Below are 13,970 nucleotides of genomic sequence, written 5' to 3' on the forward strand. Positions count from 1 at the left end.
GGCTGGCCGGGGTGTTGCGCGGGTGAAACAACATCGAAAGGCACCTCAACGATCCGAACGCAGCAGTGCCTCGACACCGCCCTCCATCGACAGCACCGCCGAGCGGTTTCGCCCCGAATGCTTGGCTTGATACAGCGCCGCATCCGCACGTTCGATGAACACTTCCATGCTGTCCCGACCCGTCGGCACAAACGAATAACAACCCAGACTGACCGTCACGAAGCCCGAGGGCGAACCGCTGTGGATGATGTTCTTGTCCATGACGCTGCGGCGGATCTGCTCGGCAATCACCATCGCGCCGTGAATGTCGGTGTCGGGCAGTAATACCGCAAATTCCTCACCGCCGTACCGCACCGCCAAATCGGCTTTTCGATGGCAGCACCCCTTCACCGCCCGCGCCACTTCAGCCAGGCAATGATCCCCCGCCACATGACCGTAAGCGTCGTTGTAGCGCTTGAAGTAATCGATATCGAGCATGATCAGGCTCAGCGAACTCGACTGCCGGGCGCCTCGGCCGAACTCGATGTCCAGCGCCCCCTCGAACAGCCGGCGATTGCCCAGGCCGGTCAGGCTGTCGTGGGTCGCGATCAGCTTCAGCGCTTCCTTCGCCTTGCGCAAATCCGCCTCGACCTGTTCGCCGACACGCACCTGATAAAGGAACATCCAACCGAACAGCCCCACCCCCAACACCACCAGGGCAACGATGACCGTGGAGCGAAATGCAGTGTCGTACCAATCCTTGAGAATCGATTCCCTGGACGAGGCGGCAGACACGACCAGCGGATAAGTGTCGAGCTGACGGTAGCCATACAACCGCACAACACCATCGACCAGCGAGCTGAACATCGCGTTACCGGAAGGCGCGTTGGGCAGCAATTTCTCGAAGATCTCGCTCTTGACCAGGGATGTGCCAATCAGCGACTCCACAAACGGCCGTCGCGCCAGCAGCGTTCCGTCGGTCAATCCCAAAAACATCGAACCGTTGTCATCAATGCTGAAGCTTTTGAAGAACTGATCGAAGTACGCCATCTTGATACCGGCCAACAAGACGCCCTGGAAATTGCCATTCTTGTCGTTCACCCGTTTGGATATCGGAATGATCCACTCACCATTTCTCCGACTGCGAATCGCCGGCCCGATGTGCGCCAGGGAGGAGACGTTCTGCTGGTGGAACTTGAAATAATCGCGATCCCCCACACCTGCTCCGCGTGGCAGTTCGTCGAAAGAGGTAACGACCCACTGCCCCTTTTGGTCGAACAGAAATATCCCGTGCAATTGATTCAGCGCCTGCACCCGCCGGGCGAATGTTTTCTGCAAGCGTGGCTTTTGGGGCGCGCCGAAACCGTCAGCCTGAATCCAGTCCGCCAGACTGGTCAGCACCAGATCGGCTTGCATGAAGGTGTCTTCGGCCTGCTGCGCCATGGCCCGCGTCAGGTTTGATGACGCCACTTGCGCCAATGCCAGGTCATGCCGGCGCGATTGCTCCAGTTGCAGGTAAAGCAAACCGCACAGGCTCAGGCACACGACCGCGATAAACAGCACCGCCGCTTTGCGCAGAGGTAACCGTTTCAACGTGACGCCGGTGGCGATGTGCGGATCGTGAAGAGGGATAGGCAAAAGCTCGTCCTGTAAGGGTAAGGCATGGATAACACCCCAAAACCCTTATTTTTTGTGAGCTTAGTCTACGGGGGGGTATGGGGCAAATGCCCTTTGGCTAGTCGCCGCATTGCACTGTGCAAATGCGCCCGAGCACTTTCTGCATCCCCCAGGCGCATTTGCTCGCATGCCCGCCGGGCAATCTCATGGGGCACCGGCTTGAGTTCACGCTGGGTCGCCATCGCCATCAGTTGCACTTGGGCGGCACGTTCAAGGTAATACAGATCGTCCCAGGCTTCGGCGATGGATGGCCCGGCGACGATCACCCCGTGGTTCTTCAAAAACAGAATGTCGGCATCGCCCATGACGCTGGCAATCCGGTCGCCTTCAGACTCGTCGAGCGCCAGACCGTTGTAGTCCTCGTCCACCGCCGTACGGCCGTAGAACTTCAAGGCCGTTTGCCCCAGCCACAACAACGGCGGACCTTGCAGCAGGCACAACGCCGTGGCGTGAGGCATATGCGTGTGAAACGCCACTTTCACCCTCGGCAGCTGTTTGTGCAGTCGCGCATGGATATAGAAAGCAGTCGCTTCCGGTAGCCCATCGCCCACCACGACATTGCCGTGAAAGTCGCAGACCAGCAGGTTGTCAGCGGTGACTTCCTCGAATGCGTACCCATAGGGGTTCACGAAAAACAGATCATCCCGGCCCGGCACCATGGCGGAAAAGTGGTTACAGATGCCCTCCTCCAATCCGTAAAGCGCCGCCAGTTGAAAGCACGCGGCCAATTCCGTGCGAGCGCTGATGGCGGCCTCCGAATCGAGATTCAGATCGGCGTAACGCGAGGGACGGGAACTGCCTGCAAGGGTGTGTGCCATGACGACTCCGTGTTTACCAGCCAAGGGATGTGAACAAGGGCACGACCTGGTCCAGCGTGCTTGATATCGCATCGGGTTGATAGTCCGGCAGCAACTGCCGACCTGTGCCGCGGTCAATCCAGACGCAACGAAAGTGCATGTCGCGGGCGGCGGTATGGTCCAGCATCGGGCTGGCGCAGATGTGCACCACCTGATCACGACTGACGCCAAGCTGTTCATGAGCGTAGTCAAACAACCGCGGATTCGGCTTATAAGCACCGGCTTGCTGGGCGGTGATGACCCGGTCGATGTGCCCACCGAGTTGCGCGACATTGCCGGCGATGATGTCGTCATCGGTGTTGGACACGATGCACAACTTGAACCCCATCGCCTTGAGCCGCGCGAGCGTCTCGACCACTTCGGGGAATGGCGGCATGCGGGATCGCCCCGGCCAGCTGCTGACTGTCTTCGGGTGCGCTCGCCAGCCCCAACTCCTCCAGGGCGAGGTGCAACGCCTGCGTGCTCAATTGACGAAACGAGCGATGCGGTGGGATCTGCTCCAGGCGGTGCTCATGTCGGTCGTACACCCCGATCAGGCGATCGACATCAACGGTGTGGTCGCCCTTGTCGCGCAAAATTTCGGCGACCACGGCCTTCAAGCCTTCATCCCACTGAATCAGCGTGCCGTAGCAATCGAAGGTCAGCCACTCGGGGCGCGGGGTATTTTTGAGTGTCATGTACGTTTCCTCTGAAAGGTGATCTTCAGACTACGAGTCATTGGTGATAGTGTGAAATTAAATTAATATAGACCCGTCAGTGATAAATCGAATATCAAGGAGCCCGCCATGCTCGACCTCGAATTGCTCAAGACCTTCGTCTGCGTGGTCGACGAAGGCAGCTTCACCCGCGCCGCTGAACGCGTGCATCGGACCCAATCCACCGTGAGCCAACAGGTTCGTAAACTCGAAGAATTGGTCGGGCATTCGCTACTGCTGCGTGATCGGACCGGACAGAACGTCAGCGTCACTGAGCATGGCGAGTTGCTGATTCACTATGCCCGGCGCTTGCTGGCGCTGTCCTCGGAGGCGGTTGAAGCGTTGGCCAGTGACCTCGATCTCGAGATCCTGCGCATTGGCGTACCGGAGGATTTCGACGCCAGGCGCCTGGCGGTCATTCTCGCCGGCTTCAACCGGGCCAGACCTGAAGCCCGTCTGGAAACCATCAGTGGCATGAGCACCGATCTCAAACAGAAACTGAGCGCGGGTGCACTCGACATTGCGCTGGTCAAGCGCGAACCGGACAGCGGGCCGTGCTGGGCAGCCTGGCCGGAAGTGTTGGTGTGGGTCAAAGGTGCAGGCGTGGATTCAGCCAACGGTGTATTGCCACTGGCGCTGTTCCCGCAGGGCTGCATTTACCGCCAACGGGCCATCCGCCTGCTGGATGTGGCTCAGCGGCCCTGGCGGGTTGCGTTTGGCAGTCATAGCCTGACGGGCATTCAGGCGGCGGTGGCTTCAGGTCTGGGGGTGTCGGTGCTGCCCGCTTCGGCGGTATTGCCTGAGCACAGTGTGTGCACCGACCTGCCCGAGTTGCCGCCGACGGAGTTGGCGTTGATCAGCCGCGAGGGCGCGCTGACCGGGTTGCAACGGGCGTTGGTGGAGTTTTTGCGCGATGAGCTGGGCCAGACATAATCACCAGACAAAAAAATGGGCGCCCCGAGGGCGCCCATTTCAATAAAGCACGAACAACCTTTAGATCAACTTGTCGATCTCATCCAACGTCACCCGGGGAATGAGCTCACCCGGAATCCTTGAGGAACTGGACAAGTTGTAGACCTGAAAATCTTCATCCACGACGTACTTCGACATGATCTCGAACGACGGAAGGATTCTCGTATAAAAATGCTGGTCGAGCAGGCATGGCGAGGCGAACGTGTCACCCCCTTCGTAAAAACGGCTCACAGACTGATTCAAGTCGACGCCGACCAGAAACACCTTGGTAAACCCCACGTGATAGGCAATCTGCAAAGCCAGATAAGCCACGGTACGGGCATCAAAAAAGCCGCGCTTAAGGTTCTTGCTGAAACCAAGGGTTCTATTGCGGCCATTTCCGAGCTTGCGACTTCTGACGAGTTCTTTATCGGCCCTGAAAACCAGGTCCGTCCAGGAGAGCTTGGGTGCTCGGCCAAGTAAATACAGGTCGCCCTCAGGCGCTACCGTCGTATGCCAGATGTGCTCTTGCCACAGTGCAACCCGCTGACTGATGCGCATCGCGTCTGAAAACAGTTCGGGTTGCTGTTCGGAAAAGCCTTGATCCGTACAGGCATAAAAGAACGGCTTGATACCCGTCCCGGAGAACATGGAAATGGCACCGTTCATCGTGATCATCGGAACGTCTGCAAACTTTTCCAATGGAAAATCTTTAGCGGACGCCCCCGAGGCAATAATAAACACGGCACCTTTTTGGATGTTGCGGCACTCATCGAGGTCATGCACATCAAGCATACCTGTGTTGAATGACGGTTTTTTTTGCGCAACATCCATCTTCAATTTCCTATCCTTTTACATCGATGATCGGTGACTATTTTGCATTGTGATAGTTTTCAACAGGTGAGCCAACCTTTTGGCTTCGCCAACCCCTGAATCTGCGACGGAGCGCAAAGGTAGACGCAGAGCGCTTGCATCGTTGGTGCATCGATGACCTGCCCGTTACATACGGATAGCAAGTCTCGCTTACTTCACGGTCATTGCCGGTTTTGCCCCGTCGCGACAGCAGAAGTTCCTGCTCCTCGCACATCCAGAACAGGCAGTTCCGAAGGCAAATTCAGTCCCCGCAGTACCGCGGAGTCGTACCCGTATACATCGGGTTTAAACATCACTCGACCATCGTTACTCAGATCCACGGTCCAGTAAGCCAACAGCACCGGCACCTTGACGGGAAGCCTGATGTTTTCGGTCTTGCCGTTCGCCAGTTGAGCCCGTATCCCGGCGCTGTTCCAACGAACCGGGTCGTTGAACAGTAACTCTACCAACTGCAGCGGGTTCTCCACCCGTATGCAGCCTGAACTGGTGGCACGGCGCGATTGCGCAAACAACTCGCGATGCGGCGTGTCGTGGAGGTAAATCGAATAGTCATTGGGAAACCGAATGACCACCTGCCCCAGCGAATTATCCGGCCCGGCATCCTGTCGCAGCGTGATACCGCGCGCGTTATCCCAGTCGACGGTCGACGGATCGAGCACATTCCCCTCTCGATCAAGGGCTCTTATACGGTTGGCGGCAAGGTAGCCAGGATCTCGTTGAATCTTCGGCAGCATGTCTTTGACGAGGATGGTCGGTGGCACGGTCCAGGTGGGATTGAACGTTACGTAAGTAATCTCGGATTGAAACACCGGCGTACTGCGGAACGGCTTACCGACCTGAACCCGGGAACGCCATATCGCCTTACCGTCGCGATAGAGCGCCACCTTGTAACCCGCAATATCAACGATGACAAAAGTGCCCTGAAGTTTGAACAGCAACCAACGCGCACGCTCCATGTTCACCCGAACCTGGTCTATCCGCGCCTCTACGGGCACATTCAACGCAGCCAGTGTCGCGGCCCCCGCCACGCCATCCGCCCCCAGATATTGCTCGGTTTGATACTTTTTCACCGCCGCGGCGACGCTGTCGTCGTAATCAGTGCGTTGCTTCTTTGATGGGGCCAGATAACCACCCGCCACCAAACGTGCTCGCAACTGCGCGACAGAGGTGTCATCCATGCCTGGCTTGAGCGATTGGCCTTCGGCAATCTTCGGCCAACCGCCAGCGTCCCGAACCTTGCGCAGTTGCGCCAGGCCCACGCGCAGGCTGCGGTAAACCGCCTCTTGTGGTGGCGCTTCGGCGAAAGCACGCGGCACGTCATGAGCATCGAGCGCGGCGAACAAGTTATTCATGTCTCCACGAGGATCGGCGCCGACGGGGTCGAAATTCCAATGGATGTCCAGACGCGAAGGGTCAACCTTGCCGCGCCGTAATTGCAGCAGCGCCGTGATAAAGGTCCGGGTCGCCGCGATATCGAACGCCGCCCGTTGCGCCACCGTCGGCTCTGCTGCCTGCATCGACGCTCTGGCCTTCGCCAACTCATCAATATGAAAGTCCGCAGGGTCCAGCCCGTCGGCCTGGGTCTCGCTCAGGCTTTTCAATAACTGAATGACATCGCTGTCGTTCGCCCAGGCCGAGCGATAACTCCGATGCATGTAAAAATCCATGACCACGCGACTCGGATCCACCCGTCGATGGCCACGGGAAGTGAGCAAGGGTGGAAACGATGAACTCAATGGCTCAAGTGCCGCCTGAATCGTTTGAGCGACGTAATCGTCAGGTGCTGCGCCAGTTCTGCTGATGACGGCAGATACCGCCTCAATCGGCGAAGTTTCTGCAATCGCTGCGCCGCTGATCAGAAAGCCCATAAAAAAGATGCGGCTTATGACGAATAACCTTGTTAACTGCCCCATGGATAATCCTTAATCGCCCCGTATTCAACGGCTAGCATCCTGCACACTGCTAGACTCGAAACATTAATGTGAGACTTACATATGGCGCTAGACCGCTTTGGTTTCCTATTCACGGCCCTGCTGCTGACGTCAGTTTCGGTACCGGCAGCCTACGCCGATTCGCTTGAAACCGCGCTGCTCAAAGCAGCACCAGGCGCCAACGCCAAAGTCATCGGGCTGGCCGTACGCGCTACCCAATGCAGCTTGGCCCAAGGTAAAGCACCTGTCCAAAGACTTGCTGTCATCGACTACTCACTGCCTTCGACCGAACAACGGTTGTGGGTGTTCGATCTGAAGAAACGTAAATTACTGTTCCACGAACTGGTTGCCCACGGTCGCAACAGCGGCGAGAACATGGCGGTCAAGTTCTCCAACCAGAATGAAAGCTTTGCCACCAGCCTCGGTTTGTACCGCACCCAGTCGAGCTATGTCGGCCAGAACGGTTATTCCTTGCGCATGGAAGGACTGGAGCCGGGTTTCAACGACAACGCATTTGAGCGGGCGATCGTTATTCACGGGGCGCCCTATGTCAGTCCGGTTCTTGCCCGAGCGAATGGCCGGATCGGTAGAAGCCTGGGTTGTCCGGCTGTGCGGCCGGCGATTGCGCATAAGTTGATTGACTCGATGAAGGATGGTCAGTTGTTGTTTTCCTACTATCCGGATCAACGTTGGTTGAAGTCGTCTTCGTATATCAACTGCGGTGGCGGCACTGTAGCTGATGCGTCTACGCCCAATTCACGCCAATAGATTCGGTTTGAAACTGTCAAAACTGTAATCTGCGCCTCAGCCTGCTGAAAGGCACCGCCCGTTAGCCTCGTCATCAAGCTCTCTCCACGCTGACAGACCGGGAAAACGGCATGCATTCCAACACATCAAGACGCACCTTCGTGAAGGGGCTGGCCGCGGGCGGGCTCCTTGGCGGCTTCGGGTTATGGCGCACGCCTGTCTGGGCCATCGCCAGCCCTGGCGAGCCTCAGGTGCTGGCGGGCACCGACTTCGACCTGTTCATCGGCGAAACCCCGGTCAACATCACCGGCAACCCGCGCACCGCGATGACCATCAACGGCGGTATTCCCGGCCCCCTGCTGCGTTGGCGAGAAGGCGACACGGTTACATTACGGGTGAAGAACAAACTCAACGCTGACACCTCCATTCACTGGCACGGCATTTTACTGCCGGCCAACATGGACGGCGTGCCGGGCCTGAGTTTTCACGGCATCGAGCCGGGTGGGATGTACGTCTATCAATTCAAGGTCCGACAGAACGGCACTTACTGGTACCACAGCCATTCAGGCTTACAGGAACAGTCCGGCGTTTACGGGCCGTTGGTGATCGATGCGAAGGAGCCAGAGCCTTTCCAGTACGACCGCGACTATGTGGTGATGCTGACTGACTGGACCGACGAAAACGCCGTCGACCTGATGAAGACGCTGAAAAAGCAATCGGACTACTACAACTACAACAAGCCCACAGTGGGTGATTTCATCCACGACGTCAGTGAGAAAGGTTGGGGTTCCACGGTCGCCGATCGAAAGATGTGGGCCGAAATGAAGATGAACCCCACGGACCTGGCCGACGTCAGCGGCGCAACTTACACCTACTTGATGAACGGCCAGGCGCCGAACTCGAACTGGACGGGCGTGTTCCGGCCGGGCGAGAAGCTGCGCCTGCGCTTCATCAATGGTTCCGGCATGACGTACTTCGACGTGCGCATTCCCGGGCTGAAAATGACGGTGGTCGCTGCGGATGGGCTGCACGTCAAACCAGTGAGTGTCGATGAGTTTCGCATTGCGGTGGCGGAGACCTTCGATGTGATTGTCGAGCCGACCGAAGCGGCTTACACCGTGTTCGCCCAGTCGATGGATCGGACCGGCTTTGCACGCGGCACGCTTGCAGCGAAGGCTGGTTTATCCGCGCCGGTACCGCCGCTGGACCCTCGACCGCTGGTGACCATGGATGACATGGGCATGGGCGGAATGGATCACGGCAGCATGGCGGGCATGGATCATAGCGCCATGGCCATGCCCGGCATGCAGTCCCATCCCGAGACGGAAAAAGACAACCCGCTGGTGGACATGCAAGCCATGACCACCGCCCCCAAACTCGACGATCCCGGCCTGGGCCTGCGCAACAACGGCCGCCGCGTCCTGACCTATTCCGACCTGCGCAGCACCTTCGAAGACCCGGACGACCGCGACCCGAGCCGTACCATCGAACTGCACCTCACCGGCCACATGGAAAAATTTGCCTGGTCGTTCAACGGTGTGAAGTTCTCCGACGCCGAACCTGTGCGCCTCAAATACGGCGAGCGGGTTCGGGTGGTGCTGGTCAACGACACGATGATGACCCACCCGATCCATCTGCACGGCATGTGGAGCGACCTCGAAGATGAGAACGGCGAGTTCATGGTGCGCAAACACACCATCGACATGCCGCCCGGTTCCCGACGCAGCTATCGCGTCACCGCCGATGCGCTCGGCCGCTGGGCCTATCACTGCCATCTCCTGTACCACATGGAAATGGGCATGTTCCGTGAAGTTCGGGTGGAAGAATGAGGCGCTTATCCATGACCAGACTCACTCCAATTTCATTGGCACTCGTGACCGCGAGCCTGACACTCTCTTCGGCGATGGCCGCCACCGACGACATGCAGAACATGGATCACAGCCAGATGCAGGGCATGGACCAAAGCCAACTGCAAAGCATGGACGACGGCCAGATGCAGCCCGCCGCGCCGACCGAAAGCCGCACGCCGATCCCGGCGCTGACCGATGCCGACCGCGCCGCCGTGTACGCCAGCCCGACCGGCCACGGCGTGCATGACACCGCGCTCAACTATTACTTCCTCGCCGACAAACTCGAATGGCAGGACGCTGACGACGGCAGCACCCTGGCCTGGGACATGTCCGGCTGGATTGGCGGCGACATCGATCGCCTGTGGCTGCGCTCCGCAGGCGAGCGCACCAACGGCAAAACCGAAGACGCCGAAATCCAGGCCCTGTGGGGGCACGCGATCTCCCCCTGGTGGGACGTGGTGAGCGGCATTCGCCAGGATTTCAAACCTGGCGACCCGCAAACCTGGGCCGCGTTTGGCGTGCAAGGCATGGCGCTGTACAACTTCGAAACCGAAGCCACCGCCTTCATCGGCGAAGGCGGCCAAACCGCTGCACGACTTGAGGGCGACTACGACATCCTGCTGACCAACCGGCTCATCCTGCAGCCAACCGCCGAGCTCAACGTCTACGGCAAAAACGACCCGCAACGCGGCATCGGCTCAGGACTGTCGAACACCGAAGCCGGCCTGCGGCTGCGCTATGAAATCCGCCGGGAAATCGCGCCTTACATCGGTGTGACCTGGAACCGGACCTACGGCAAAACCGCCGACTACGCCAACGATGAAGGTGAGGATCGCAGCGAAGCACGCTTGGTCCTCGGTGTTCGCCTGTGGTTCTAAACGCATTAACTCAACAACCAAAAAAACAACCGCTTAAAGCGGTAAGAGGCCTTGCATGCGCATGATTAAAACTACCGCTGTTGCCATTGGGCTGCTCATGAGCGCGCTCGCTCAAGCGCACCCGAAATTGCTTTCCTCCACTCCGGCCGAAGGCGCGGACGGTGCGGCACCGAGCAAGATCGAACTGCACTTCTCGGAAAACCTAATGACCCAGTTCTCCGGCGCAAAACTGGTCATGACGGAAATGCCCGGCATGGCGCACTCACCCATGCCGATGAAAGCTAAAGTTTCTGGTGGCAGCGATCCGAAAACCATGGTCATCACACCGCTTTCGCCACTGCCTGCCGGCACCTACAAAGTCGAATGGCGCGCGGTGTCGTCGGACACTCACCCGATCACCGGTAACGTCACGTTCAAAGTGAAGTGATTAATGAGCGACTTGGTCAGCATTGCACTGCGCTTTGGGTTGTATGTGGATTTGATGTTGCTGTTTGGGGTGGCGCTGTTTGGGCTCTATAGCCTTATAGGACAGGAACGGATATCGGGCGCAGTGTTGCCGTTTCGGTCGATGTTGGTGGGAACGGCGGTGCTGGGTGTGCTGTTTTCCGTCGCCAGCATGGTGATGATGTCGAGCGCCATGAGCGGTGAGTCGGACTTTGCCGAGTTGCGCCCGCATATCGAGATGATGGTGTTTGAGACGGACGTGGGATTGGCCTGGGTCGTGCGCATTGTCGCGTTGGTTGTCGGCGGTTTGGTGGTGATGCTCAATCAACGTACGCCAGGATTCAGCCTGCTGATCGCGTCTTTTGCCGGCGCTATCGCCTTGGCCAGCCTGGCCTGGAGCGGTCATGGGGCGATGGATGAAGGCAGCCGTCGTTATTGGCATTTCATCACTGACATCTCGCATCTGCTGGCTTCGGGGGCCTGGTTCGGTGCGCTGGTCGCGCTTGCCTTGATGGCAAAGATCAACGATCTGCAAACCGAGGAACGCATCAGATTGCTAGCTCGGGCAGTCAGCCGATTTGAATGGGTGGGCGCGGTGATCGTGGTCGTCATCACGGTCACGGGAGTCGTGAATTACCTGTTCATCGTGGGCCCAACGCTCGACGATGTATTGCTCAGTACCTACGGGATTTTACTGTCCATCAAAATCGCGCTGTTTGCCGGGATGCTGGTGCTGGCCGCGTTCAACCGGTTTCACCTGGGGCCGTTTTTGGAGCGGTCGTTGCGGGGGGGTCAGTATCGGGTGGCAGCGAATACGTTGCGGCGCAGCGTGGTGGTTGAATTGGCGGCGGCGGTGTTGATTGTGGGGTTGGTGGCTTGGTTGGGGACGTTGAGTCCGGAAATGGAGATGGCGGGGTAATAGTTCTCTGCAAATACCGGTTGGGAATCGAGACTGATTTGAAAACTCAGGATGATGTTGAGCGGTGCAGCAGAAAGTAAGTACTCTCAGCCCCCACTCCATCATGGAAGCCGGATAACAATGAACAACCTGAAAAGCACAATGATTCTCGGTGGCCTACTCGCTCTATCGTTTGCCGCTCAGGCAGAGCAATCGCATCTGGACAGCGTCATCCAACAGGGCCAACTGCGCGTGTGTACGACGGGCGACTACAAACCCTATACCGTCAAAGCCGAAGACGGCGAATACTCGGGCATCGACATCGCCATGGCCCGCTCGCTGGCCGAGAGCCTGGGCGTCAAGGTCGAGTGGGTGCAGACCACCTGGAAAACCCTGATGCCCGACATGCTCGCAGGCAAATGCGACATCGGCGTCGGCGGCATCTCCGTCACGCTGGAGCGCCAGAAAAAGGCCTTCTTCAGCACCACGCTGGACGTCGACGGCAAAATCCCACTGGTGCGCTGCGAAGATCAGGCGCTGTACCAGACCGTCGAGCAAATCAACCAACCTTTGGTTCGTTTGGTCGAACCGGCAGGCGGCACCAACGAAGCCTTTGTTCACGCGTTTTTACCCAAGGCGCAATTACGGCTTCACGACAACGTGACCATCTTCCAGGAGCTGCTGGACAAGAAGGCTGACGTGATGATCACCGATGCTTCGGAAGCGCTCTATCAGCAGAAACTCAAACCCGGTCTGTGCGCGGTGAACCCGAAGCAATTCATGCAGTATGGCGAGAAGGCTTACTTGCTACCGCGTGATGACATGACTTGGAAGTTGTACGTCGATCAGTGGTTGCACCTGGCCAAAGTCACAGGCAACTACCAAAAAGTTTTGGGCCAATGGATAGCAACACCCGAGCCCAAATAACCGTCACCTACACAATCCCTGTAGCAGCTGGCGAAGCCTGCGTCCGATTGCGCAGCAGTCGCCAACCCAAAGCACACGGCACATCAGGCAAAACGCAAAACGCAAAACGCAAAACGGCAGAAACACTTCCGCCGTTAATCGTCGTGCAACAACCCCGAACTGTACTCGCCGAAGCTGTTGCCGAGCGCACTGCCATGGAAATTCATCTTATTGGGGTTGTTGGTAGGCCCCGGACCAAAACCGGCAGACGGCAGGGTGGCTTCCGAATATTCGCTATGGGTGCTTGCAATTGAACAGGCGCTCAATAGCAATGCACCGGCGATCAGAGCGACTTTGAAGAGGTTCGAGATCATTTTTCAGTTTCCTGTGGGTTGGAAGCGCGGTGACCTTAGGTAGTCATCCTATGCCGCAAGCCCGCCGGGAATTATGAAACTTTGCTGGGCGACAGCGTTTGTTCAGGTACTGATTTCTTGACGCACAAAAGGGTGTTCCCCAGACAAGCTGTTGAAAGAGCAACGTCCTACACGACTCTGGGAATTGTCCGTACACTTGTCCATTGCTGCGCTTTTGTCACGAGGCCTATAGTCCACCCAACGCCAAAATGGCGTGTCGGGTTTGGCGACTCGATGGCAATTGAACTGAAACCTTCGAGCATTTTCGGAGCGTTTCGGAACGCACTTAGCTGCCTGTTTTATGGTGGCTGTGCGCGGGAGACCTTAGGGTCTGCCGGTTTCTCCATTGCCCGGTTCGCCAACCCGCGTACGGCTACCACCCATTCGTTTGGCGACGATTGAGTAGTAGTTTTCTCAAATTAATGGAGCTTTACATGAAAGAATTTATGGCTTTAACCAGCAACGCCGACGATCTTCCCTCGCTGTATGTAAACACCACCCAACCGCTGCACTCACTGCTTAGCACCGCGCGCTACCGAATTGGCGCGGTAACGCAGATCCTGGAAAACCTCGCGATGCGCGGCGATATCACTACGGACTCGGTGATTCTCAGCGACTTCGCATTGCTTTGCTGCATACCCTTGCGCGATGGCTGTGATGTTCTAGATGTCATTGCGCGACGGATGGATGCGCAACCGTCCTGACGTCACAAAGGGGCGTCCTCCTCGGACGCCTCGTTGACCCATCTATCAGGTTCCTCGCTCGCCCCGATGATGGATTGGAACAACTTACGACAAAGCCCTTTAAGATAACGCCTTATGGCGAATCTCTACTCCCATCGTACCAATTCTGTACCACCGAGTTCCCTTTT

At 57.7% G+C, this 13,970-nt stretch carries 13 protein-coding genes and 1 pseudogene; 8 read left to right on the forward strand and 6 right to left on the reverse strand.

Annotation, left to right across the window (positions count from 1 at the left end; all coding sequences use genetic code 11):
- Positions 1-45 precede the first annotated feature (45 nt).
- The 3 genes and pseudogenes from ACA056_RS19135 to ACA056_RS19145 all read right to left on the reverse strand — a co-directional run bounded on the left by ACA056_RS19135 (position 46) and on the right by ACA056_RS19145 (position 3,190).
- Positions 46-1,617 carry a sensor domain-containing diguanylate cyclase gene (locus ACA056_RS19135; protein ID WP_497266924.1) on the reverse strand — a complete coding sequence of 524 codons (1,572 nt, stop codon included), beginning with the start codon at positions 1,615-1,617 and terminating at the stop codon, positions 46-48.
- Positions 1,618-1,682: 65 nt separating this feature from the next.
- On the reverse strand, positions 1,683-2,474 hold the full coding sequence (locus ACA056_RS19140; protein WP_497266926.1) for an aldolase: 792 nt from the start codon (positions 2,472-2,474) through the stop codon (positions 1,683-1,685).
- Between the two features lie 13 nt (positions 2,475-2,487).
- A pseudogene (locus tag ACA056_RS19145) lies at positions 2,488-3,190 on the reverse strand (haloacid dehalogenase type II).
- A 108-nt stretch (positions 3,191-3,298) separates the two neighbouring features.
- On the opposite strand from ACA056_RS19145, the gene ACA056_RS19150 reads away from it, so the two are divergent.
- Entirely contained in the window at positions 3,299-4,141 is an 843-nt protein-coding gene (locus ACA056_RS19150; RefSeq protein ID WP_497266928.1) for a LysR substrate-binding domain-containing protein, read from the forward strand.
- Positions 4,142-4,201: 60 nt separating this feature from the next.
- On the opposite strand, the gene ACA056_RS19155 is transcribed toward ACA056_RS19150, so the two are convergent.
- A complete protein-coding gene (locus tag ACA056_RS19155; RefSeq protein WP_497266930.1) occupies positions 4,202-4,993 on the reverse strand; it encodes a WaaZ-like lipopolysaccharide core biosynthesis protein in 792 nt (263 codons plus the stop codon).
- 200 nt (positions 4,994-5,193) lie between these two features.
- Entirely contained in the window at positions 5,194-6,945 is a 1,752-nt protein-coding gene (locus ACA056_RS19160) for a L,D-transpeptidase family protein (protein ID WP_497266932.1), read from the reverse strand.
- Positions 6,946-7,026: 81 nt separating this feature from the next.
- Between ACA056_RS19160 and ACA056_RS19165 the strand changes: the two genes are divergently transcribed.
- The 6 genes from ACA056_RS19165 (at position 7,027) to ACA056_RS19190 (ending at position 12,707) form a co-directional block, all read left to right on the forward strand.
- Positions 7,027-7,731 (forward strand): murein L,D-transpeptidase catalytic domain family protein, encoded by a 705-nt coding sequence (locus ACA056_RS19165; RefSeq protein WP_497266934.1) that lies wholly within the window; start codon positions 7,027-7,029, stop codon positions 7,729-7,731.
- Between the two features lie 110 nt (positions 7,732-7,841).
- Positions 7,842-9,539, forward strand: coding sequence for a copper resistance system multicopper oxidase (locus ACA056_RS19170; RefSeq protein WP_497266936.1), 1,698 nt, complete (start codon positions 7,842-7,844; stop codon positions 9,537-9,539).
- An 11-nt stretch (positions 9,540-9,550) separates the two neighbouring features.
- Positions 9,551-10,438 carry a copper resistance protein B gene (locus ACA056_RS19175; protein WP_497266938.1) on the forward strand — a complete coding sequence of 296 codons (888 nt, stop codon included), beginning with the start codon at positions 9,551-9,553 and terminating at the stop codon, positions 10,436-10,438.
- A 55-nt stretch (positions 10,439-10,493) separates the two neighbouring features.
- Positions 10,494-10,865 carry a copper homeostasis periplasmic binding protein CopC gene (gene copC, locus ACA056_RS19180; RefSeq protein ID WP_497266940.1) on the forward strand — a complete coding sequence of 124 codons (372 nt, stop codon included), beginning with the start codon at positions 10,494-10,496 and terminating at the stop codon, positions 10,863-10,865.
- Positions 10,866-10,868: 3 nt separating this feature from the next.
- Positions 10,869-11,801, forward strand: coding sequence for a copper homeostasis membrane protein CopD (copD, locus tag ACA056_RS19185; RefSeq protein WP_497266942.1), 933 nt, complete (start codon positions 10,869-10,871; stop codon positions 11,799-11,801).
- Positions 11,802-11,921: 120 nt separating this feature from the next.
- Complete coding sequence (locus ACA056_RS19190) at positions 11,922-12,707, forward strand: transporter substrate-binding domain-containing protein (protein ID WP_497266944.1); 786 nt, start codon at positions 11,922-11,924, stop codon at positions 12,705-12,707.
- Between the two features lie 134 nt (positions 12,708-12,841).
- Here the strand turns inward: ACA056_RS19190 and ACA056_RS19195 are convergent, their stop codons facing one another.
- The gene (locus tag ACA056_RS19195) at positions 12,842-13,060 is read right to left on the reverse strand and encodes a hypothetical protein (protein ID WP_497266946.1); all 219 of its coding nucleotides are present in this window, start codon (positions 13,058-13,060) and stop codon (positions 12,842-12,844) included.
- Between the two features lie 473 nt (positions 13,061-13,533).
- Between ACA056_RS19195 and ACA056_RS19200 the strand changes: the two genes are divergently transcribed.
- Entirely contained in the window at positions 13,534-13,803 is a 270-nt protein-coding gene (locus ACA056_RS19200; protein ID WP_497266949.1) for a short-chain dehydrogenase, read from the forward strand.
- The last annotated feature ends 167 nt before the right edge of the window (positions 13,804-13,970 follow it).

The organism is Pseudomonas sp. LBUM1666, assembly GCF_059695775.1.

Coding starts and splice junctions, on each gene's coding strand:
- ACA056_RS19195 (WP_497266946.1), bottom strand. CDS start 13,060: ATGATCTCGAACCTCTTCAAAGTCGCTCTGATCGCCGGTGCATTGCTA.
- ACA056_RS19165 (WP_497266934.1), top strand. CDS start 7,027: ATGGCGCTAGACCGCTTTGGTTTCCTATTCACGGCCCTGCTGCTGACG.
- ACA056_RS19155 (WP_497266930.1), bottom strand. CDS start 4,993: ATGGATGTTGCGCAAAAAAAACCGTCATTCAACACAGGTATGCTTGAT.
- ACA056_RS19140 (WP_497266926.1), bottom strand. CDS start 2,474: ATGGCACACACCCTTGCAGGCAGTTCCCGTCCCTCGCGTTACGCCGAT.
- copC (WP_497266940.1), top strand. CDS start 10,494: ATGCGCATGATTAAAACTACCGCTGTTGCCATTGGGCTGCTCATGAGC.
- ACA056_RS19170 (WP_497266936.1), top strand. CDS start 7,842: ATGCATTCCAACACATCAAGACGCACCTTCGTGAAGGGGCTGGCCGCG.
- ACA056_RS19160 (WP_497266932.1), bottom strand. CDS start 6,945: ATGGGGCAGTTAACAAGGTTATTCGTCATAAGCCGCATCTTTTTTATG.
- ACA056_RS19190 (WP_497266944.1), top strand. CDS start 11,922: ATGAACAACCTGAAAAGCACAATGATTCTCGGTGGCCTACTCGCTCTA.
- ACA056_RS19150 (WP_497266928.1), top strand. CDS start 3,299: ATGCTCGACCTCGAATTGCTCAAGACCTTCGTCTGCGTGGTCGACGAA.
- ACA056_RS19200 (WP_497266949.1), top strand. CDS start 13,534: ATGAAAGAATTTATGGCTTTAACCAGCAACGCCGACGATCTTCCCTCG.
- copD (WP_497266942.1), top strand. CDS start 10,869: ATGAGCGACTTGGTCAGCATTGCACTGCGCTTTGGGTTGTATGTGGAT.
- ACA056_RS19175 (WP_497266938.1), top strand. CDS start 9,551: ATGACCAGACTCACTCCAATTTCATTGGCACTCGTGACCGCGAGCCTG.